Consider the following 19,508-nt stretch of genomic DNA (forward strand, 5'->3'; position numbering starts at 1 on the left):
AAACCTCAAACAGGAAACTGAAAAAACCCAAACAGGAAACCATTAACTATTCTTCTCCAACAGCTTCACCAACACCCCAAAATCCTTAGGATAAGGTGCTTCGATGACAACTGTTTCGTCGTTCATAAGCCTGAATGTGAGCGAGAACGCGTGTAACGCTACGCGCTGAATGATGGGCAACTCTTCTGAGTCTTTCTTCAAATTGTAATTTCGTTTCAATTCCGACAAATAAACCGTTGCTCCGCCGTAGGTAGGATCGCAAACGATTGGTGCCTTGAGGCACTGTAAATGCACCCGAATTTGGTGCATTCGGCCCGTAATGGGGATACATTCTACCAACGTGTGTTTCCGAAAAGCCTGTTTTGTAAAGAAAACCGTTTCGGCTGCTTTTCCATTTTGGCGATCTATTTTCACGGCAGTGCCATCTTTGAGCGGCGCAATGGGTAAAAATACCGAGATACTGTCAAAATCGTGGACGCCGTTGGCAACCGCATGGTAACGTTTGGTCACTTCGCGGTACTCAAACTGCATGGCAATGTGTCGATATGCCGCAGGATTCTTGGCAATAGCCAACACGCCCGATGTTTCTTTGTCGAGGCGGTGGGCAACTTGGGCATCATGGCTGTATTCTTTGGCCATGCGCAAAATACTTATCGACTTATCAGCGGTACGTTCGTTGATGGTAGCGACGTGCGGAGGTTTATTGATAACGATGTAGTCTTCGTTTTCAAACAATATGAGGTCTTTGAACTCGTAACGGAGCATATTGGGACGTTTTTTTCACTTAGAAGAACAAAACAACAACAATTCTGTCATAATTCCTTGAACGAGTTAGTTACGCTTCACTAAATTCGCCTTTCAATAGGGTTTCGATATGGGCGATGGGTGCTGCCTGCAAGCTATTCTTTCTTTTCCCAAAATAAAGGGTGTTGGTGACTTCGGTGTAGCCTCGCCAGAGTAGGGTAATGTCGCCTTGCTTGAGTGCCTCGTGGCAGATGAAGTCTGGCAAAACGGCCAAGCCTTTGCCCACCGACAAACAACGAATAATGGAAAACTTATTAGGAACGATGTAATTGGGCACAAACTCAGGTTGAATCTCAAAATTAGCTTCCCAAAACCGACTCAGTAGCTTCATATCGGAGGCGGTGTTGTACCAAATTTGTTCGCCAAACCAATCCAACAGGGCTTCTTTATTATTCAAATGGAGGGTTTGCCAGTCGGTCAAATCCGTTTTTTTTCCCGCTACCACCACCAATTGTTCGGTCGTAAACGCTTCCCATTCGATGTTGAGGGCATTTTTCTTTTGGGAGGCCAATACCAAATCAATCACTCCGTTTTCCAGCGCATCAATCAGCTTTTCGCTTTCTCCAAATTGCATAATTAAGTTAAAATCCAGCTCAGGAATATGCTTTTCTAACGCTTGCTGAAACGTTTCTACGCACATTCCCATGCTCACCGTCGGGCGGTCTTTGCCTGATTTTCGTCGAAAACGACTTTCAATATCTTCCAGCACATTGAGTGAATGTTGCATCTGTTGGTATAAAAGATGCCCCCTTTCGGTAGGTATCATTTTTCTGGCCGTTCGCTCAAACAAGGCATATCCTGTGTACGATTCTAGGGCATTGAGGTGAAGTCCAACCCCAGGCTGAGACACAAAAAGCTGCTTGGCCGCCCCACTCAACGTTCCTGTTTCATAAATGGCTTTAAAGGTGCGAAACCACTCTAAATTCGTTTGCATTTATAATTTTTCTGATATTAATACAAAGATACTATAAATAAAAATATATATAAATGTTTGAGAACCCAGTTTAGACAGCTATTGTTACCTAATTGAAAAGAGACTAAAATACCTATCTCATGCCAACAACAGCCCACCTCCCCTTCTCCCCCATTTTTAAAGGAGAAGATGCCATTCCCCAAGAATTTAGACTAGAAGAAGTACACCAACGAGAATACCTCTTAAACGGTGAACTTGTCCAGTGGGATGGCCCCGTGACGTCTATTTATTCGCCCGTTTGTCTTCCGACTCCCAACGGTTTGGAGCGAAAACTCTTAGGAAGTATTCCGCGTACTTCTCCCAAAGAAGCCTTAGAAGCGTTGGATGCCGCTGTCAATGCCTACAACAATGGACTAGGCGAATGGCCTACGATGACCGTGGGCGAGCGGATTAATTGTATGCAGAAGTTTGTTTACTTGATGATTCAACAGCGGGATTTGGTCATCAAATTGTTGATGTGGGAAATCGGCAAAACATTGTCCGACGCCACCAAAGAGTTTGACCGTACCGTCGATTACATCAACGACACGATTGACGCCCTCAAAGACCTCGACCGCGAATCGTCGCGTTTTCAGGAAGCAGAAGGAACCATTGCCCAAATCCGCCGAGCGCCGCTGGGCGTGGTACTGAGCATGGGGCCTTTTAATTATCCGTTGAACGAGATTTTTACGACGCTCATTCCTGCCCTGATTATGGGCAACACCATTCTTTTCAAACTCCCCAAACACGGGGTATTGGCGCACTATCCTTTGCTAAATGCCTTTAAAGAGGCTTTCCCCAAAGGAACCGTCAACACGCTGTACGGAAGAGGGTCGGAAATTATTTCGCCCATCATGGAAAGCGGAAAAGTAAATGTGTTGGCTTTTATTGGCTCAAGTAAAGTAGCCAACGGCCTCAAAAAATTGCACCCTAAAGTCAACCGCCTCCGCGCTATTTTGAGCCTTGACGCCAAAAATGCGGCCATTGTCACCAAAAATGCCAACATAGACGTAGCCGTAAATGAATGTATCCTCGGGGCGCTTTCGTTCAACGGGCAACGTTGTACGGCGTTGAAGCTCATCTTTGTACAAAAAGAAATCGCCACGGAGTTTGTTGCAAAACTCAACGCGGCCGTATCGGCCTTAAAACCAGGCTTACCTTGGGAAAATGGCGTCAAAATCACGCCCCTACCCGAAGAAGATAAACCCGACTATTTAAAAGCGTGCATTGAAGACGCGATTGCGCACGGGGCAACCGTCCAAAACGAAAACGGTGGCTATACCGAAGCCTCGTTTGTGTTTCCAGCGGTGGTGTATCCCGTCAACAATCAAATGAAACTCTACCACGAAGAGCAGTTTGGCCCCGTTATTCCCGTCGTTCCGTTTGAGACCATCGACGAGCCCATCGACTACCAAGTCAACGCCTCGCACGGAATGCAGGTGAGTATTTTTAGTGAAGATTCCAAAGAAGTGGCTCAGTTGATTGATTCTTTTGTCAACCTTGTTAGTCGGGTAAATATCAACTGTCAAGCGCAAAGAGGGCCCGACGTATTTCCTTTCACGGGGCGCAAAGACAGCGCCGAAGGAACGCTTTCGGTTTTTGACGCGCTTCGCTCCTTTTCGATTCGTTCGTTGGTAGCTACCAAATTGACCGAAAGCAACAAGGTATTACTCAATACCATCGTGCGCGACCACGATTCTAACTTTTTGAGTACTGATTACATTTTTTAAGGTGCTCTAGTTTTACCCGCAGATATTCATGCTTGCGCACAGTTGGCAAGTTTCTGCGGGTAAAATATTTTTTATATAATATTTGTTATAGTTTTCTATAATTTGTATTATTTTAATTACACATATCCTTCAAATACCTTTGCATTGTCATTTATAACACCGAAAAACAATGCAAAAAATATTGGTTATCAACGGCGGAAAAACCTTTGCCCATTCGGGCGGCCGCCTCAACACTACCCTTACCGAATGGGATGGCGAGTTTTTCACCCCTGAAAATGGCTTTGAGCTGAAAATCACGCAGGTAGGAGAAGAAAACTACGACGCCAACGAAGAAGTGGAGAAATTTGTGTGGGCCGACGTCGTCATCTACCACTTTCCCATTTGGTGGATGTACCTTCCTTTTTCATTGAAGGAATATTTCGATAAAGTACTTACGGCTGGACATCGGAAGGGGCTGTATTACAGCGACGGACGGAAGGCCAATAACCCCGAACGAAACTACGGAACGGGCGGCTTGATGCAAGGAACTCGCTACCTAGTCACTACGACTTGGAATGCTCCTAAAACTGCTTTTACGCTGCCCGAAGAGTTTTTTCAGGGCCGCAGTGTCGATGATGGCGTGTTGTTTCCCTTCCACCGCATGAATGCTTTTTGTGGACTAGAACCGCTACCTAGCAAGCATTTTCACGATGTTGAAAAAAACGGCTCGCCTGAGCTGACAGCTTCGTTCAAAGTAGAATATTTGGAGCACCTTCGTGGTGTGTTTGGGAAGTAAAAACAGCAAGACTCTCCAAGTTTTTGAAACTTGGAGAGTCTAAAAAATCTGTTAAAGTGCCTCTGCTTCGTAAATCTATTCTAAAAAATGTTCATTCTTTTTTGTTTTATAACATACTATGTTATAATTTTATTCTATGATTGTTGAGTTTGATAATAATGACCAGTACCGTTTAATTTTTCGATTAAATGAAAAGGAAATGGTAGAAATAATTACATTGGAAGACTTGACTGCTTATCACTAATGAAAAGAGCGAATGAATTGATACCTGCCGTAGCTACTCACCCAGGGGAACTATTGGCAGACGAATTAGAGGCAAGAAATTTGACTCAGCAAACCCTCGCTACTCAAATGGGGGTCAGCCAAGCGATTATAAGCCAACTATTGCATAAAAAGCGAAGGGTATCGCTTGAAATGGCTTTACGGTTAGAACAAGCTCTGGATATTTCAGCCGAATTTTGGTTGAATCTACAACGCCAATATGACCGTGTAACAGCTTATCATAATGCCCAAAAATCACTCCAAAAACTTAACTTGCCCGAACCTCGCCAAATGAAGTTATTGGAAGCAATACTGGGGTAGCATAACTATAAAGAGCAATTTTCTTCTAAAACTAAACCGTTTATGAAGAAAATTGCTCTTAAAATAAGTACCAACTATTTATTCCCCTACTTCCCCTTCTCCAAACGCTCTGCCAGCATTTTGATAAAATAGCCTCCTACTACGGAGCGGGCTTGGAAGCCTACTTGCTTGGCATTGGTAGTTTCATGCCAGTCCGAGAGTGGAACGCGGGTGGGCGTTTCGTTGGCATACTTCCACACGGGGTCAATCAACGCTTTGAAATCAGCGTCCGAATCGGCCATGGTTGCCGTCCACACAATCCAATCCGACTTAGTGTAAGTCTTACGGCTGTCGAGCGGAAGACCGTAGGCTTGTTGTTTTTTGAGGTAAAACGCGATTTCCTTTTGCGCAACTTCTTTCGGGAAAACGTTCAATCCGAGCAATTTATCCCAAACGATGTTGTATTTCTGGCTCCAACTTCCTGCGGTTTTGTCGAACGTAAGGGCATAGTGGTCGCCATCAGCACTCATCTCCATCCAACGACGGGCCAAGGTGCGCGCCAACGTAAAATGCTCGTCGGCCAGTTTTTGTTCACCCAATTGAGCCGCCATCTGAGCATAACACGCAATCCCAACAATGGCCTTGGCCGACAAGTTGACGTTACGCGCTAAGTGCCCCGCGAAGTCGTCGGTACACAATTGGTTGGCGGGGTCAAATCCATCGCGTTTTAAGAACTCCACCCATTTGGTCAACATTGGCCAGTGCTCGCGCGCAAAGCTTGGATTGCCATCCATTTTCACCGAAGCTGCCGTCAAAATCATCATGTTTCCAGCTTCTTCCACGGGCATATCTTCGCCGTAGGTTTGGCCGTTGGCAAGCGGATACGTCCCAATATCGTGTGCAGGGAAGTCTTTTTTCCAACGCCCCGATTCGCTATAGTCAAAGATAAAACGTAGCAAGCCTTTCGCCAACTCGTTGTTGTACAACAAAAACATCGGTGCCGACGGATACGTTACGTCCACCGTTCCAATCGAACCGTTAGAGAAATTTTCTTTCGACAAAAAGAACACTTCCCCCTTCGGCCCTGCCACGATTTTGTGGGCTGAAATGGCTTGTCGGTAGGCCAATTGACACAAATCGGCGTACGCTTTTCCACCCGCTTTGGTCGCGTCATCGTACATTTTTTTATCGAATGCCGTGCTTTTGGTCAACAAACGTGGGTAGTCTGCTTCGGCCGTTTGTAACGTTTTCTGCATGGTCGTAGCAGGGTCACGGCGCCACCATCCACGGAGGTTTTGACCAAAATACTGTACCGAATACACATCGTCGTAACCCAAAAGCAAGTGCTTTGAAGAAGTTTTTCCCGATACATTGCCAAAGTTTACGACCGTCGCCATTGCTAACTCTCCCGCCGTTCCTGAGACCGTCGAACCAGTAGCCGTCAATTGACCTTTTGATTTAAAGTCGTTTTTCAATTGGTCAGGATTCCCCGTGACCACGCTACTTGCTGCATCAGGCACCGCCAAATAGGCATAGCCCCAGTCGATGCGGATGTTATCGCCTTTTTTGCCCAATACAGGCTGCTCTTTGGTACCAACTGACGCATAAACCAGCTTGCCGTCTTTCTTGGTTTCGGCCACTACTTCTTGCGAAGGCACGTTGGTAGCGACCAAAGCCGATTCACCAAAATACACCTGTACCGAGTGGGGTTTGTTGTCCAACGAACGCGTGGAGAAGGTCACATAACTTACGGGACGAGCCGCCACTTCCAATTCATCCATCAACAGAGGCGACAAGAAGTTAACGTCCAATTCCACAGGCCCTGCGGTAAATACATAACTGGTTTGGGTGGCCGTAACGGTGGCTTTCTTTTGCGTAGCCGTGACCGCCTGCGCCGTAGGAACGACACTTACCAATCCTACATCTACAAACGACTCACCGATGGGGCTAATGCAATGCACCGCCAAGACGTTACGCCCCTTACGAAGCGCCTTCTGGCCTTCGGACGAAAGGGGCGAGTGGATGTATTCGCCTGCACAGCAAGGCTTTGTGAAGATGCGCGTACCGTTCAAATATACCGCCACGTCGTCGTCGTTGATAAGGGTCAACAACAACTTAGACGCATCCACTTGCCCGTCGTAGTTAAACTCGCGACGGATAAAAATTCCGTCTTTGTCAATTTTTCCATTGTGAAACGGAGTGCGCGATGCGGGCGAATCACCAAAAGGCCCTGAGCCAGTTTTCCAGCCTTGGGGAATAAAGTCGGGCTGCTCCCAGCCTGCTGAGGGTTTGATGGTGGTATATAAGGCGTCGTACGCTTTGTTTTCGCCCGTTGGCAATAGGGCTTGGTATAAAGTTGGGGGAGCTCCTAAAAACTGATACGACTTGCCGTCCACCCGTACAATGCCTTCCAGCGAATGCGGACGACCTGTCCAGTGGCGCGTAGGACCGTCGGTGAGCTGGTCGGTAGTACTCCAAATACTAAAATACGGGTCGTGGGTAATGATGGGATAGGCAGGTGGACGGAGCGTCTGCGCCATCGAAGACGTTAGCGCGAGGCATCCACTCAAGGCAAGCAACAAAAGAGTTGGTTTGTTGTAAAACATTGGAATGGTGATTAATGAAATTTTGAGAGGTTAATTTAATATACACTAAAAGGAGAGGCGGCGCTTGCTCTACCAGAAACTGCTCATGTTCTGGACAGAAAACAAACGGCTCACCTCTCCCTTAGGAGGTTAGTCTGCGGTCTGACTGCCGTCTGACCGTGTTGTTGGTCAGACGATAGTCAGACCATACCTTATCGTCTAACCGTGTTAGGCTTGGGCAAAACTTGGTGGGTTTTGGCCCACGTTTGCCACTGTTTTTTCAATTCGTTTACTTTTTCGGGATACGTAGCCGCGAGGTTATTGGTTTCGGTTTTGTCATTGGCTAAGTCAAACAACTGCCACGTAGTATCGCGACTTGCCGAGACCAGCTTCCAATTTCCCGACCGTGCATAACGCGCGCCGAAGTGTTCGTTGAACAGGCTCGTATGCCCTCCGTTGGTTTTTCCCTGAAATGCAGGCACAAGGCTCTGCCCCGTTGAGACCGAAATGGCACGCCCCTGAAACGTCTGCGGGTACTTTGCTCCCGAAATTTCTACGCAGGTACGCATGAAGTCCATTACGTGTCCCATTTGGGCGCTGTAACCTCCTTTTTTCGCTTTGATTCCTTTGGGCCAAAACGCCACCATTGGCGTGCGAACACCTCCTTCGGATGATTCTGCTTTCCAGTATTGATAAGGCGTGTTGGCTACGTTTGACCAACGCTGCCCAATCGACGCAAACGACGTCTGCGGCCCTGGCATCACTTGTTTTTTCAAATCGTACGAAATAGGCCGACCGTCACGCGTTTCGTTAGGACGGTCAAAACCTGGGCCATAAGCCGCGCAGTTTTCAGGACTTGCCCCGTTATCCGACAAAAAGACGATGAGCGTATTTTCCAACTGACCTGTTTCGCGCAGTGTCTGCAACATACGGCCAATTCCCTGATCCATACGGTCAATCATCGCCGCGTGAACGGCCATGGCGCGCGCATCCCATTCTTTATCGGCGTTTGCTTCCCAGGTTTGTTGTTTGTCCCAGCGCTCCGACAATGGCGTGGTTTTAGGGTCAATCAAGCCCATTTTCACCATTCTATCGTAGCGGCTTTTACGAATCGCATCCCAGCCCGATTTGTACGTGTCTTTGTACTTTTCGATGTCTTCGGGCAGCGCCATCAGCGGCCAGTGCGGGGCGGTGTGCGCTACGTACAAGAAAAATGGCGACGACGACTTAGCAAACGATTGAATGTAAGCCACTGTGGAATCGCTAATGGCATCCGTGTGGTAATAATTCTTTGGAATTTGGGTCACAGGTTTTGTCCCATTGACCAAACTGAAAGGGTCAAAGAAGTCAACTACGCCCCAGATATTGCCAAAATACTTGTCGAAACCACGCGCAGTGGGGTACTGATTCAACGGCCCAAAATCGCCAAAGTCCTTTTTGTGGTTGAGCCAATCGAGCTGGTCTTTGGGGTTTTTCTGAACAATGGTGTTCGACACGTGCCATTTCCCCGTCATACCCGTTTGGTAGCCCGCTGCCTTCAATACCTCCGCAATCGTCACGGTATTTTCGGCCAAATGCCCACGGTACCCTGGTGTCGATTCTTCGTCGGTCATTTTACCAATGCCTGCTTGGTGGTTATACAAACCTGTAAGCAAACTGGCGCGCGTAGGGCAACAACGGGATGTGTTATAAAACTGAGTAAAACGCAGCCCGTTGTTGGCGAGGTAGTCGATGTTGGGGGTTTTGATTTCACCGCCATAGCAGCCCAAGTCCGAATACCCCATGTCGTCGGCCATGATGATAATGATGTTCGGACGTGCATCCGCTTTTGAACGCGACGGTTTTGAATAAAACGCCGTTAGCCCTACCGACACTGCCACGGCTAAACCCACCGAAGCCACTACCCCTTTTTTCTTCATCGAATTATTATTTTTTTCCTGTCAAGTATTTAATTGTTTTGATTTCGTCTTGGCTGAAAGCCGTTCCGTCGGTGCGATAAATGTCGTGGAACCACAACTCAGGCTCTTTGCCATCAGGCATAGGTGTTCCCCAAGCGTAAATGGTATTTGTTTTTCCAGCTACAAATCCCCAGTTGATAGCCCCGATGTTTTCTTGCTTCAACATAGGCATGATGGTTTGGAACAAGCTACCGTTGCGGCGTGCCATGTATTCCGTACAAATCAACGGGCGGCCGTATTGGCGAAGCTGATTAATCAATTCTTTGTGTTTATCCACGTAGCCGTAGTGGTGGTAGGTAATCACGTCCGAGTTTTCTTCTTGGAACTTGTTCAATTCTTTGAATTTTTCACCCCAGCTCCATACACCCGCGCTGATTGGCTGCGACGGATTCACTTCTTTGGCCCACGCAAACACCGACTTCAACAAAGGCAAGCTTTTTGCAAAATATTGGTTATTGCCTGGTTCGTTGTACAAATCCCACAACAAAATACGGTTGTCGTTTTTGAAAGTAGTCATCACGTCTTTTACGTATTTTTCCAACATGCCCAAGCTATCTGGGTGGTTGTGAATCATCGTACCTGGGTCGCGTACCCAACCGCTGTTGTGAACGCCAGTTTTAGGGGCAGGCTGCTTACCTGGGTGGTATTCGTCGTTCCAGCAGTCGTCAAAAAACACAAAAATGGTTTTGATTCCGTGCTTGCTCGAAATGGCGAGGTACTCGTCGAGGCGTTTTTTAAAACCTGGCGCATCGGTCGTCCACGCGATGTGATGCAGATACACCCGCATGGCGTTGAAGCCAAGACCTTCGGCCCATCCTAACTCTTTATCAAGCGTTTGGCGATCAAACGACTCCGCCTGAAACATCTCCAATTGGTTGATGGCCGTACTTGGTTGAAAGTTACAGCCTCTAATCCAGCCCTGTTTTTTGTACCAGTCGTTTGCCTGTTGAGCCGTCCAGCGAGGTTGTGCTTTGAGGGTAGATACCGTGAGGAGCAACGCAATCGCAAAAAGTGTTACTTGTTTCATAAAATGATGATTTGTTAGATAGTTAGTTCACAGTGAAAATTTTACAATCAATAGTTTAAGACACTTTTGGCCAAAAACTAATACCCTTTCATGTTTTTCTGCCATTGATTGCAAACCTAAGACCCCTTTAATCCACTAATAACCAGCGCTTTGAACACAAAGCTTATTAGCATCAATTTCCGCTTGTGGAATCGGGAACAGCACGCGTTCGGGCTTGGCATTGGTGATGCCGCGCGCTTGAGCTAATGAAATAAACGTCCCTTGGCGAACGAGGTCTTCGCGGCGTTTGCCTTCTGAGACAAACTCCCAGCCTCTTTCTCTAAAAATGGCCGTACGGAAAGCATCTTTTGTAGGAGTGTCCGTTTGGGTCAAATTGGGAATCCCTGCCCGTGTACGAACGAGATTAATCAACGTAAATGCCTCCGCTGTGGGGCCATTGAGTTCGTTCAGTGCCTCTGCTCTGGTAAGTAGAATATCGGCATAACGCAGTATTGGAACGTCATTTCCACTGTTATTTCCAACGGTATTGTTATCCCAATACTTAAAACTACGCGCATTATCTCCCGTTGACAAATCGACGGTTTGGTTGCTCGTATTGACATAACTCGTACAAATCAACTGTAAACGCTTGTCGTTGGCGGCAAACGAACTGGTAAATGCCGTCCGCAAGCGGTACTGCGTCGCAAAATTCGACATAGTGGTTTTGTAGGTAAAATTCGGAAACTGAGGGCTGCTCTTGTAGCCTGGCGGCAGTGCTCCAGCTTGGTACCAATTGCCAAACGGGTCTTCGGGGCGGCATTGAAGTGCCAAAATCATTTCACGGTTGGCCGCACCTTCATTTTCGACTCTAAACATCCCCACAAAATCAGGATTGAGGGCGTAATAATTAAAATCCATCACGGCTTTGGCAGCATCGGCCGCTTTTTGCCATTGCTTGGTGTTGAGGTAAAACTTCGCCAAAATGCTGTAAGCAACGCCCTTACTAAACCGTCCATAGGTTTCTTCTTTGCCTGGGTCGGGCAAATCTGGAATCGACTCCGTGATTTCTTTTTCAACAAACGCCTTTAATTCTTCTTCCGTTGCCCGTGCCAATTCAGCAGGTTGTGTGGTGGAAGTCCGCAGCGGAACCGTTCCAAAAAAAGTCATCAAAAGCGCATAGGCTTGTGCCCGTAAGACCCGTGCTTCAGCTTTGTAAAGCTTTTTGGTGGCTTCGGTTGCTTTTACATTCCCAATGTTTTCGATTACACCATTGGCATCACGTACCACGCGGTAGTTAGGATCCCACATATCGGCCGCCAAGGTTCCGAGCGTCGGGTCCCACGTAAAGTTGATTAGCTGAATAAGTTGTCCATTTTCAGCGCCACCCGTGTTAAAACCCATGTCGGTACAAACTTCCGAATCGTTGATCACGTAGCGCGAATTAGATTGGGTTTGCTGGTGTGCGTAGGCCGAAAAAAGCAACGCTTTGATACCGCTTTCCGACGTGAGTACGTTGTCGGGTGAAAACTCGGACCTCGGCGATACTTCCAGCGCTTTTTCGCACGACGTCAACATCAGAAACCCTCCGATGATTAAGCTATAGTTGAATGATTGTCTCATTTGATTTGTCATTTTGTTCATTGTTAACTGTTATTTGTTATCTGTTAACCGTTACTTGTTATCTGCGGCCTGTTTCTGCAAATGACCGCTCATAATCAACAAATTAGCCATTTTTCGATTAACCGTTAACAAATAACCGTTAACCATTAACACCCCCTTACCTAAAATTGCAAATTAACCCCTACGGTGTAAGTACGCGTTAGTGGATAGGTGTTGTAATCAATCCGTAAAATATTATCTCCTAAAGCATTGGCTGCTGGGTCAGCACCTGAATACTTGGTAAAATTGTACAGGTTTTGACCATTCACAAACACCGAAGCGCTGCCTACATAGCGGTTTTTAGGTACTGGAATTTTGTACGACAACCGCACTGATTGAACACGTAAATACGAAGCATCTTCGACGGTTTTGTTGGTTACTTGGCGTTGGCCTTGCACGTCGTTGGGCAAAAACGATGGGTAGTCGTTGGTAGGATTGGTCGGTGTCCAACGGTTTAGGTACGGAACAGCCAATTTATTTCGACGATAATCCACTGGGTAATACGCGTCCACCAAGCTACTGTTCAGCATTTTAGCTCCTTGTGAGCCTTCCAAGAAAATATCCAATGCCAAGGTTTTGTAGGAAGCACTGGTGTTGAAACCATAGAAAAAGTCAGGCAGCGATTTACCAAGCACCACGCGGTCGTTGGCATTGATGACTTTGTTTCCGTCAAGGTCGCGGTATTTCAAATCGCCTGGGCGTACGCCTGACTGCGCTTGGGTAAAGTCTTCGCCCGTTTGCCAAACGCCATCCACCAAATACCCATAGAACGACCCAATCGACTCACCTGGCTTGAGAATACTCACTTGGCCAATGCTACCTGGGCCTGACCCGATGAACTGAGGCACTTTTCCAAGACTCAGCACGCGGTTTTTGAGGGTTGTAATATTAAAACCAGCATCGACACGGAAGCCATTTTTATCGGTCAAAATACCCTTCAAAGCAAGCTCAACTCCCGTATTACGCATACTTCCCACGTTTTCGATGCGGCTTCCAAAACCCGTACTCGCTGGTTGTGGAATGTCGTAAAGCAGGTTAGACGTTTTGCGGTTATAATAGTCGATGCTACCCGTAAGACGACCGTTGAAAAAGCCAAAATCAATCCCTAAGTCAGCTTGCACGGCGGCTTCCCACTGCAAGTCAGGATTGGCGCTGCGCGATGGCTGCAACGAACTGTAGCGGTTGCCATTGAAAACGGCATTGCGTCCCGCCGAAAAAGTAGAGAAATACAAGTAATTGATGGTCGGCTGGTTACCCGTTGCACCGTAGCTGGCACGTAGTTTAAGTTCGCTCAAGAAATTTACATTTTTCAAGAAAGCCTCGTCCTGAATCCGCCACGCCAAGGCCGCCGACGGGAAATAGCCAAAACGCTTGTTGGGGCCAAACCGCGCCGAACCATCAGCCCGCATCGACAGCGTTAGTAAATACTTACTGTTAAACGAGTAGTTCACCCGCCCCAAAAACGACACCAATTTGTTTTCTTGACGGCCACTTCCTACGCCATTCAGGGTATTATCGCCCGTACCGAGCGCGTTGAAGGTAAGGTCGGGCAAGGCAAAAGAACGCGAATTGGCAATGATAGAACTTGAAGTATAGCGTTCGTAGGTAGCTCCTGCCACGGCGCTAATGCGGTGATTTTTAACCTCTTTATTGAAATTCAACGTTCCTTCGGTCAGGTAGTAGCCTCGTTTTCCATCGCGAACATCGGCATAACCGTTGTACGAAAGCCCCGTCAAGGTACTGGGGTCAATCCAGAAATACCGTTGGTTATCATTAAAATCCGCTCCTACGCGGACTTTGGCCGACAGCGAAGGAACGAAGTAATATTCGGCATAAATATTTCCAAACGTACGGTACGTATCGCCCATCCCATACTGTCCATTAATCACCGCCAATGGGCTATCCATGGGCGCCATCAACGACGAGCGATAGTACGTTCCGTCGGGGTTATAAGCAGGCACCGTGGGGTCGTAGTTTTGGGCCATGTACAGCGCGCTGGCGTTGTCGTTTAGCCCTACCCCCGTTGCATTGTAGTAATCTCTGGTGTAAGAGGTGTTTAGGCTTACTCCTACGTTGTATTTGTTGGCCACGCCATTTTCAAGGTTCATTCGAGCGCTGTAGCGGCTTGTCCCTGATTTGAGCATAATCCCATCTTGGTTGAAATAACCCGCCGAAATGTAGTAACGGGTATTTCCTCCCGCCCCGCTAAACGAGAGGTCGTGCGACTGAATGGGGGCATCGCGAAGCAATAGACTTTGCCAATCGGTATTGGCGTTGGTTCCCGTCACTTTTGGGGTCGAAAGTTTTCCCAAATCAATGATGGAGTTGATGACATCCGTGTATTCCGTTCCTGTCAAAAAACGCTGCGTATTCGCCACTTTCTGTACGCCGTGTGTTCCGTTGTATTCTACTTTGAGCTTCCCATCTTTTCCACGGCGGGTAGTAATGAGTACCACCCCGTTTGCTCCGCGCGAACCGTAAATGGCTGTAGCAGAGGCATCTTTTAGAATTTCTATTGACTCAATATCGGCAGGGTTTAAGCTGTTAAGCGGCGTACGGTTGTTGGGATTGCTGGTCGTTCCCCCAGCACTTGCCGAGCCAATCGCCGTTCCATCGTTTACGGGCAAGCCATCTACTACATACAGCGGGTCGTTGTTTCCCGTAATGGAAGTTATTCCCCTGATTTGCACGCTCATGGCCGAACCTGGCTCACCACTTTTTTGGTAAACCTGCACCCCAGGCGCGCGCCCTGCCAAGGTTTGTTGAAGGTTGATATTGGAGCCACGGGTCAAATCTTGCGCTTTCAACGACATCACCGAGCCCGTCAAATCGCTTTTGCGTACGGTGCCGTATCCTACCACCACCACTTCATTGAGCGATTGGTCACTTTCTTTCAATTGCACGTTGATTTCCGTTCGGTTACCCACCGTCACTTCTTGTGCCTCGTACCCGACGTACGAAAACACCAACACCAATCCACTCGCTTTTCCTAACGATTCGGGAATACGTAATTGATAACGCCCGTTGGCATCCGTGGTTGTCCCACGGACAGTTCCTTTTACAACCACGTTTGCCCCTGGAATGACCCCGTTATTATCTGCGGTGGTTACAGTTCCACTAATGGTCACTTCTTCGGCACGGGTTTCGAGCGGGCCTGATGCCACAACCGTGGTCAATGAGCCGTTGGAGGCGGGGTCGGTTTGGGGTTGGTTTTCTTCGTTGGTGGGCGTAACGGGAAATCGGGCCTCTCCGACCGAAGCCGACGATTTTTTGGCCAATACCACCCATGTACCTGCTTTTACTTGTTTATAACGCAAATTAAAGGGCTTTAACAAACGAGAAAGGGCATTTTCGAGGGAGGTGGTTCCCGCCAACACATCGGTCGGAACCGTCAGATTAGCTACTGTTCGGTCTTCAAACAAAATATCAGCTTTGTACTTGGCTTTCAGCCCATTTAAGGCATCCGAAAGGCGAGTGGTCGTTGCCGAGGCAGCAGAGTAGGTGGGGCGTTGTTGCGAGCTAACCATCGCCATTGCCTGACTATTGGCAAGTTGAGGCTCGACCAACAACGCGCCAGTAAGCAACCCTACCAGCGTAGTTGGGATAAAAATAGAGCGCATAAAGAGTGTAGTTAGAAAAGGGTAAACTTTGGTTATTATTCAAAAAAGGTAACCGTAGAATCTTTTTGTTTGTAGTTGATTTCGAGCAATTCGGCCACTACTTGTAAAAACTCATCCGAATTATCGGCCTGAAATGAGCCCGTCACCGTTCGCTCACCAATCTCCTGATTTTTAAGGACAACGCGCAGGTTGTAGTTGTCGTGGAGCAATTCCACAATTTCCCGAACGGGCGTGCTGTTAAAATTGAAGCGATGTTCTTTCCAAGCCGAACTTACTTCGGGCTCGTCGATACGCATCTGCGTTAGGTTTCCTTTGGCATCCACGTTGACGGCATCGCCTGGTTTCAACCGCAGGCCCCTCACCGCTTTTTTAGCCCCCGTATAATTAAGCTGAATCGCCCCTTTGCTCAATATGACTTTAGTTCCGCTGGGACGGTCAAACACGTTAAACTCCGTTCCCAACACCTCCACCTGCACCCCACGAGCAGTTTTGACCAAAAAGCGTTGGTGCGTAGGAGTATGTTGTACGGAGAACGCCGCTTCGCCCGTCAGCCACACTACCCGTGAGCGCGGGCCAAATCCAAACCGAGGGAAACGCAAAGACGAATGGGCATTGAGCGACACCTGCGAGCCGTCGGGCAAGGTAAGTTGGCGGGTTTCTCCAAAAGCCGTCTCTATTGTTTGGTAAAAAATATAGCTTCTTCCCGCATACATTCCCGCCACCAATACCAACACCACCGAAGCCGCCGCCAGCCACTGGGTAAAGGCAAACCTTCGGCGAACGGGCAGCTCCGTACTCTCGTCGGCTTCTTCCATATTTTGTTGCTGATCCCATGCCTCAATCCGCTCGTGTAGCAGTGCCAAAGCCTCTTCTTCTTCGGCCATGTACTGAAGGTGCTGGCGCTCCCATTCATCGAGCCAAGCCACGTACAAAAGCTGGTTTTCGGGTTGTTGCAGCCAATCAGCAATCGTCGTTCGCTGAAGTGCCGTTGAGCGTCCGCTAAAATGCGCAAACAGCAGTTCTTTCATTATGGCTTTGTTCATTGATGGCAGTATGTTGGTGATGGTGTGGATATTTCGGAAGGCGAAGTAGCTGGGACAAAAAACATAAGTCCGCAAAAAAGCCCCATTCGCAGTACTTGCCTCAGTTGTGACAAGGCACGGCTCAAATGGGCTTCAATCGTTTTGGGGGAAATCTGCAACTCGTCGGCAATTTCGCGGTGTTTTTTCCCCTCAAAGCGGCTCATTACAAACACCCGCTGGCACTGCGGTGGCAGCGTACGCACCGTTTCTTCGATGCGCTGGTATAATTCGGTGTATTGCAACAACTGCTCTGGATCAATCTCTACGTTGTTATTGATGCCTTCTGCATTCTCGTCGGTAATGGGCATCTCTTGGTGAAACTCGCGCTGGAGGTACGAATACGCCCGCTTCCGAACGGCCGAATACAAATAAGCTTGGTAGGTGGTTGTAATGTGAAGTTGCGCTTGGTTTTTCCAAAAGCTGAAAAACACTTCGCTTACCAAATCTTCGGCCACCGCCCTTGAATACACAAAGCGCACCGCCTGACTACAGAGCGGACGATAGTAGCGCCGAAACAACAGTTCATAGCCTCGCCGCGCATCTTCCTCAAACGCTTGTCGGATAAGATACTCAACGTCAAGGAGTATGGGCTCAACATCTGGCCTTTGAAACGGATGGTTGGAAGGCTGGGGTTGGCTCGGTTGATTTTCGGCCATGGGTCGTTTTTTTTCGGGTTCTATAAGGTAAGTCACAAAAAGCGGCTTCTCCCCTTAGTCAATTCGTAGATTTTTTTTTCTTTTTCCAAGAATTTCACCAAAAACACGGCTAAATGGCCTTTTGCTAGGGTTAATAGAGCGAAAAAACTATTTTTGCCATGAAAAACAATCTTTCAACCCACTTGAATCCTATGAAAACCGTAGATTCGTACAATTTTGCGGGCAAACGTGCCCTCATTCGCGTTGACTTCAACGTTCCTCTCAACGAAAAATTTGAAATTACTGACGACACTCGTATCCAAGCTACGCTACCTACCATTCGTAAGATTTTGGCAGACGGCGGTTCTTGCATTTTGATGTCGCACTTGGGTCGCCCGAAAGATGGTCCAACCGAAAAATATTCGCTCAAACACCTTATCAATCCACTTTCAGTGATTTTAGGTGTCTCTGTAAAATTTGCGGACGATTGCATCGGTGCTTCGGCAACCGAACAAGCCGCCGCGCTTCAACCAGGCGAAGTATTGTTGTTGGAAAACCTTCGTTTTTACAAACAAGAAGAAAAAGGCGACGTTGAGTTTGCCGAAAAACTCTCAAAACTAGGCGATGTTTGGGTAAACGACGCTTTCGGAACGGCTCACCGCGCCCACGCTTCTACGGCCGTTATCGGTCAGTTTTTTGAAGACCGCGTGTGTGGCTACGTCATGCAGGCCGAAATCGACAACGCGCAACGCGTGTTGGAACAAGCCGAACGTCCATTTACGGCAATCATGGGAGGTGCTAAAATTTCGGACAAAATCCTCATCATTGAGCGCTTGTTGGACAAAGTGGATAACCTTATCATCGGCGGTGGTATGACTTATACTTTTACCAAAGCCTTGGGTGGAAAGATTGGAAAATCGCTTTTGGAAGCCGATAAGCAAGAGTTAGCGCTTGAAATTTTGGCAAAAGCCAAAGAAAAAGGCGTGAACATATTGATGCCTTTGGACAATGTTTGCGCGGATGCTTTCTCAAATGATGCCAACCGCCAAATCGTGAAAACGGGACAAATCGAGGATGGATGGGAAGGTTTGGACATTGGCCCAGAAACCATCGCATTGTTTGAAGAAACCGTTCGTAATTCTAAAACGATTCTTTGGAACGGCCCAATGGGCGTATTTGAATTCCCGAACTTTGCGACAGGCACCAACGCCATCGCTGAAGCCGTAGTACAAGCTACCGAGCAAAACGATGCGTTTTCGCTCATCGGTGGTGGTGACTCTGCTTCTGCCATCAACAACGCTGGCTACGGCGACCGCGTAAGCTACGTTTCGACGGGTGGTGGTGCGCTTCTTGAATACATGGAAGGAAAAGTTCTTCCAGGAGTAGCAGCATTGGCTTAAAAATAATTTCGCCCCGATGAGATTTCATCGGGGCGAAATTATTTTTGCTTCTTCACCGTATTTACTGCTCATAGCGCTCAATCACGCGCAGAAAATCTTCTTCTTTCGAGAATTTAATTTTTTGTTCTTTGATAAACGCCTCCAAATCGGCTTGTTTATCGCTTAGGGCTTCTAACAACGCCTTCTTGTCTTTCTTGAGGCGAATAATCGCGCCGTCTTTGAACAAATACAAAAACTCTTCTTTGACAAAACGCTTCGTCACCGTAGCCGAGCTGTACAGTTTTTCGGTCTGAATTTTAGTAACTGTCCGCTTCAGCAATTTCACTTTTCCGTCGGACAGTACTTGGTAAAAATTACGTCCAGAAAGTGACTCATAGACAGGGAAATTGTTACGAAAAACCCCATCTGTGGTGGCAAATTCGGTAATTTCACTGCTAAACCGATACGATTTTTGGTTCTCTTCGTACTCCAGTTCGTCTTTGTACGTATCGTACCGCATTTTGGCCAACTCGTAGGTTTTGCCGTTGTGTTTGGCCTTCACCGTTCCTCTCGCCCACTCATCTTTCAGGTAAGGCGAGCCTTCGATTTCGGTATAGCCATTTTCAAAAATAGGACGCCCGTTGATGTCCTGAATGAACATTCCTTGGGCATGGGCAGCGATGGTCGCTAAAATCAATCCGAGACAGAGTAATGACTTTTTCATGTTGAATTGTACTTTTGCTGGCAAATTAATCGAACGAC

The 19,508-nt window shown here is 47.6% G+C and carries 14 protein-coding genes; 4 read left to right on the forward strand and 10 right to left on the reverse strand.

Translation table 11 applies throughout. The features are described 5' to 3' along the window. Positions 1–42 precede the first annotated feature (42 nt). On the reverse strand, positions 43–765 hold the full coding sequence (locus FHS57_RS13250; RefSeq protein WP_028524845.1) for an RluA family pseudouridine synthase: 723 nt from the start codon (positions 763–765) through the stop codon (positions 43–45). A 70-nt stretch (positions 766–835) separates the two neighbouring features. Next, positions 836–1,738, reverse strand: coding sequence for a LysR family transcriptional regulator (locus FHS57_RS13255; protein ID WP_183974364.1), 903 nt, complete (start codon positions 1,736–1,738; stop codon positions 836–838). Between the two features lie 119 nt (positions 1,739–1,857). On the opposite strand from FHS57_RS13255, the gene FHS57_RS13260 reads away from it, so the two are divergent. The 3 genes from FHS57_RS13260 (at position 1,858) to FHS57_RS13270 (ending at position 4,843) form a co-directional block, all read left to right on the forward strand. After that, positions 1,858–3,486: an NADP-dependent glyceraldehyde-3-phosphate dehydrogenase gene (locus FHS57_RS13260; protein ID WP_183974366.1), complete on the forward strand. Its 1,629-nt coding sequence runs from the start codon at positions 1,858–1,860 to the stop codon at positions 3,484–3,486. 169 nt (positions 3,487–3,655) lie between these two features. Then, the gene (locus FHS57_RS13265) at positions 3,656–4,261 is read left to right on the forward strand and encodes an NAD(P)H-dependent oxidoreductase (protein ID WP_183974368.1); all 606 of its coding nucleotides are present in this window, start codon (positions 3,656–3,658) and stop codon (positions 4,259–4,261) included. A 243-nt stretch (positions 4,262–4,504) separates the two neighbouring features. Continuing rightward, positions 4,505–4,843: a HigA family addiction module antitoxin gene (locus tag FHS57_RS13270; RefSeq protein WP_183974370.1), complete on the forward strand. Its 339-nt coding sequence runs from the start codon at positions 4,505–4,507 to the stop codon at positions 4,841–4,843. 86 nt (positions 4,844–4,929) lie between these two features. Here the strand turns inward: FHS57_RS13270 and FHS57_RS13275 are convergent, their stop codons facing one another. The 7 genes from FHS57_RS13275 to FHS57_RS13305 all read right to left on the reverse strand — a co-directional run bounded on the left by FHS57_RS13275 (position 4,930) and on the right by FHS57_RS13305 (position 17,388). Then, positions 4,930–7,428, reverse strand: a complete 2,499-nt coding sequence (locus tag FHS57_RS13275; protein ID WP_183974372.1) for a glutaminase family protein — start codon at positions 7,426–7,428, stop codon at positions 4,930–4,932. A gap of 191 nt (positions 7,429–7,619) precedes the next feature. Beyond that, the gene (locus FHS57_RS13280) at positions 7,620–9,326 is read right to left on the reverse strand and encodes an arylsulfatase (RefSeq protein WP_183974374.1); all 1,707 of its coding nucleotides are present in this window, start codon (positions 9,324–9,326) and stop codon (positions 7,620–7,622) included. Positions 9,327–9,333: 7 nt separating this feature from the next. Continuing rightward, complete coding sequence (locus FHS57_RS13285) at positions 9,334–10,392, reverse strand: cellulase family glycosylhydrolase (RefSeq protein WP_183974376.1); 1,059 nt, start codon at positions 10,390–10,392, stop codon at positions 9,334–9,336. Between the two features lie 135 nt (positions 10,393–10,527). Then, on the reverse strand, positions 10,528–11,991 hold the full coding sequence (locus tag FHS57_RS13290; RefSeq protein ID WP_183974378.1) for a RagB/SusD family nutrient uptake outer membrane protein: 1,464 nt from the start codon (positions 11,989–11,991) through the stop codon (positions 10,528–10,530). Between the two features lie 161 nt (positions 11,992–12,152). Beyond that, a complete protein-coding gene (locus FHS57_RS13295) occupies positions 12,153–15,650 on the reverse strand; it encodes a SusC/RagA family TonB-linked outer membrane protein (protein WP_221225625.1) in 3,498 nt (1,165 codons plus the stop codon). A 35-nt stretch (positions 15,651–15,685) separates the two neighbouring features. Further along, on the reverse strand, positions 15,686–16,693 hold the full coding sequence (locus FHS57_RS13300) for a FecR family protein (RefSeq protein ID WP_183974380.1): 1,008 nt from the start codon (positions 16,691–16,693) through the stop codon (positions 15,686–15,688). Beyond that, on the reverse strand, positions 16,690–17,388 hold the full coding sequence (locus tag FHS57_RS13305; RefSeq protein ID WP_183974382.1) for an RNA polymerase sigma-70 factor: 699 nt from the start codon (positions 17,386–17,388) through the stop codon (positions 16,690–16,692). The genes FHS57_RS13300 and FHS57_RS13305 overlap by 4 nt, the downstream gene beginning before the upstream one ends. 191 nt (positions 17,389–17,579) lie before the next feature. Between FHS57_RS13305 and FHS57_RS13310 the strand changes: the two genes are divergently transcribed. Beyond that, the gene (locus FHS57_RS13310) at positions 17,580–18,767 is read left to right on the forward strand and encodes a phosphoglycerate kinase (RefSeq protein WP_183974384.1); all 1,188 of its coding nucleotides are present in this window, start codon (positions 17,580–17,582) and stop codon (positions 18,765–18,767) included. A gap of 61 nt (positions 18,768–18,828) precedes the next feature. On the opposite strand, the gene FHS57_RS13315 is transcribed toward FHS57_RS13310, so the two are convergent. Continuing rightward, the gene (locus tag FHS57_RS13315) at positions 18,829–19,470 is read right to left on the reverse strand and encodes a hypothetical protein (protein ID WP_183974386.1); all 642 of its coding nucleotides are present in this window, start codon (positions 19,468–19,470) and stop codon (positions 18,829–18,831) included. Between the last annotated feature and the right edge of the window lie 38 nt (positions 19,471–19,508).

The sequence above is a fragment of the Runella defluvii genome (assembly GCF_014195535.1).
GTDB classification, from domain to species: Bacteria; Bacteroidota; Bacteroidia; order Cytophagales; family Spirosomataceae; genus Runella; species Runella defluvii.

What these genes read in the sequence shown, in the direction of transcription:
- FHS57_RS13250 (WP_028524845.1), bottom strand. Translation starts at nt 765, where the DNA reads ATGCTCCGTTACGAGTTCAAAGACCTCATATTGTTTGAAAACGAAGAC.
- FHS57_RS13255 (WP_183974364.1), bottom strand. Translation starts at nt 1,738, where the DNA reads ATGCAAACGAATTTAGAGTGGTTTCGCACCTTTAAAGCCATTTATGAA.
- FHS57_RS13310 (WP_183974384.1), top strand. Translation starts at nt 17,580, where the DNA reads ATGAAAACCGTAGATTCGTACAATTTTGCGGGCAAACGTGCCCTCATT.
- FHS57_RS13295 (WP_221225625.1), bottom strand. Translation starts at nt 15,650, where the DNA reads ATGCGCTCTATTTTTATCCCAACTACGCTGGTAGGGTTGCTTACTGGC.
- FHS57_RS13260 (WP_183974366.1), top strand. Translation starts at nt 1,858, where the DNA reads ATGCCAACAACAGCCCACCTCCCCTTCTCCCCCATTTTTAAAGGAGAA.
- FHS57_RS13275 (WP_183974372.1), bottom strand. Translation starts at nt 7,428, where the DNA reads ATGTTTTACAACAAACCAACTCTTTTGTTGCTTGCCTTGAGTGGATGC.
- FHS57_RS13315 (WP_183974386.1), bottom strand. Translation starts at nt 19,470, where the DNA reads ATGAAAAAGTCATTACTCTGTCTCGGATTGATTTTAGCGACCATCGCT.
- FHS57_RS13290 (WP_183974378.1), bottom strand. Translation starts at nt 11,991, where the DNA reads ATGAGACAATCATTCAACTATAGCTTAATCATCGGAGGGTTTCTGATG.
- FHS57_RS13280 (WP_183974374.1), bottom strand. Translation starts at nt 9,326, where the DNA reads ATGAAGAAAAAAGGGGTAGTGGCTTCGGTGGGTTTAGCCGTGGCAGTG.
- FHS57_RS13270 (WP_183974370.1), top strand. Translation starts at nt 4,505, where the DNA reads ATGAAAAGAGCGAATGAATTGATACCTGCCGTAGCTACTCACCCAGGG.
- FHS57_RS13300 (WP_183974380.1), bottom strand. Translation starts at nt 16,693, where the DNA reads ATGAACAAAGCCATAATGAAAGAACTGCTGTTTGCGCATTTTAGCGGA.
- FHS57_RS13285 (WP_183974376.1), bottom strand. Translation starts at nt 10,392, where the DNA reads ATGAAACAAGTAACACTTTTTGCGATTGCGTTGCTCCTCACGGTATCT.
- FHS57_RS13265 (WP_183974368.1), top strand. Translation starts at nt 3,656, where the DNA reads ATGCAAAAAATATTGGTTATCAACGGCGGAAAAACCTTTGCCCATTCG.
- FHS57_RS13305 (WP_183974382.1), bottom strand. Translation starts at nt 17,388, where the DNA reads ATGGCCGAAAATCAACCGAGCCAACCCCAGCCTTCCAACCATCCGTTT.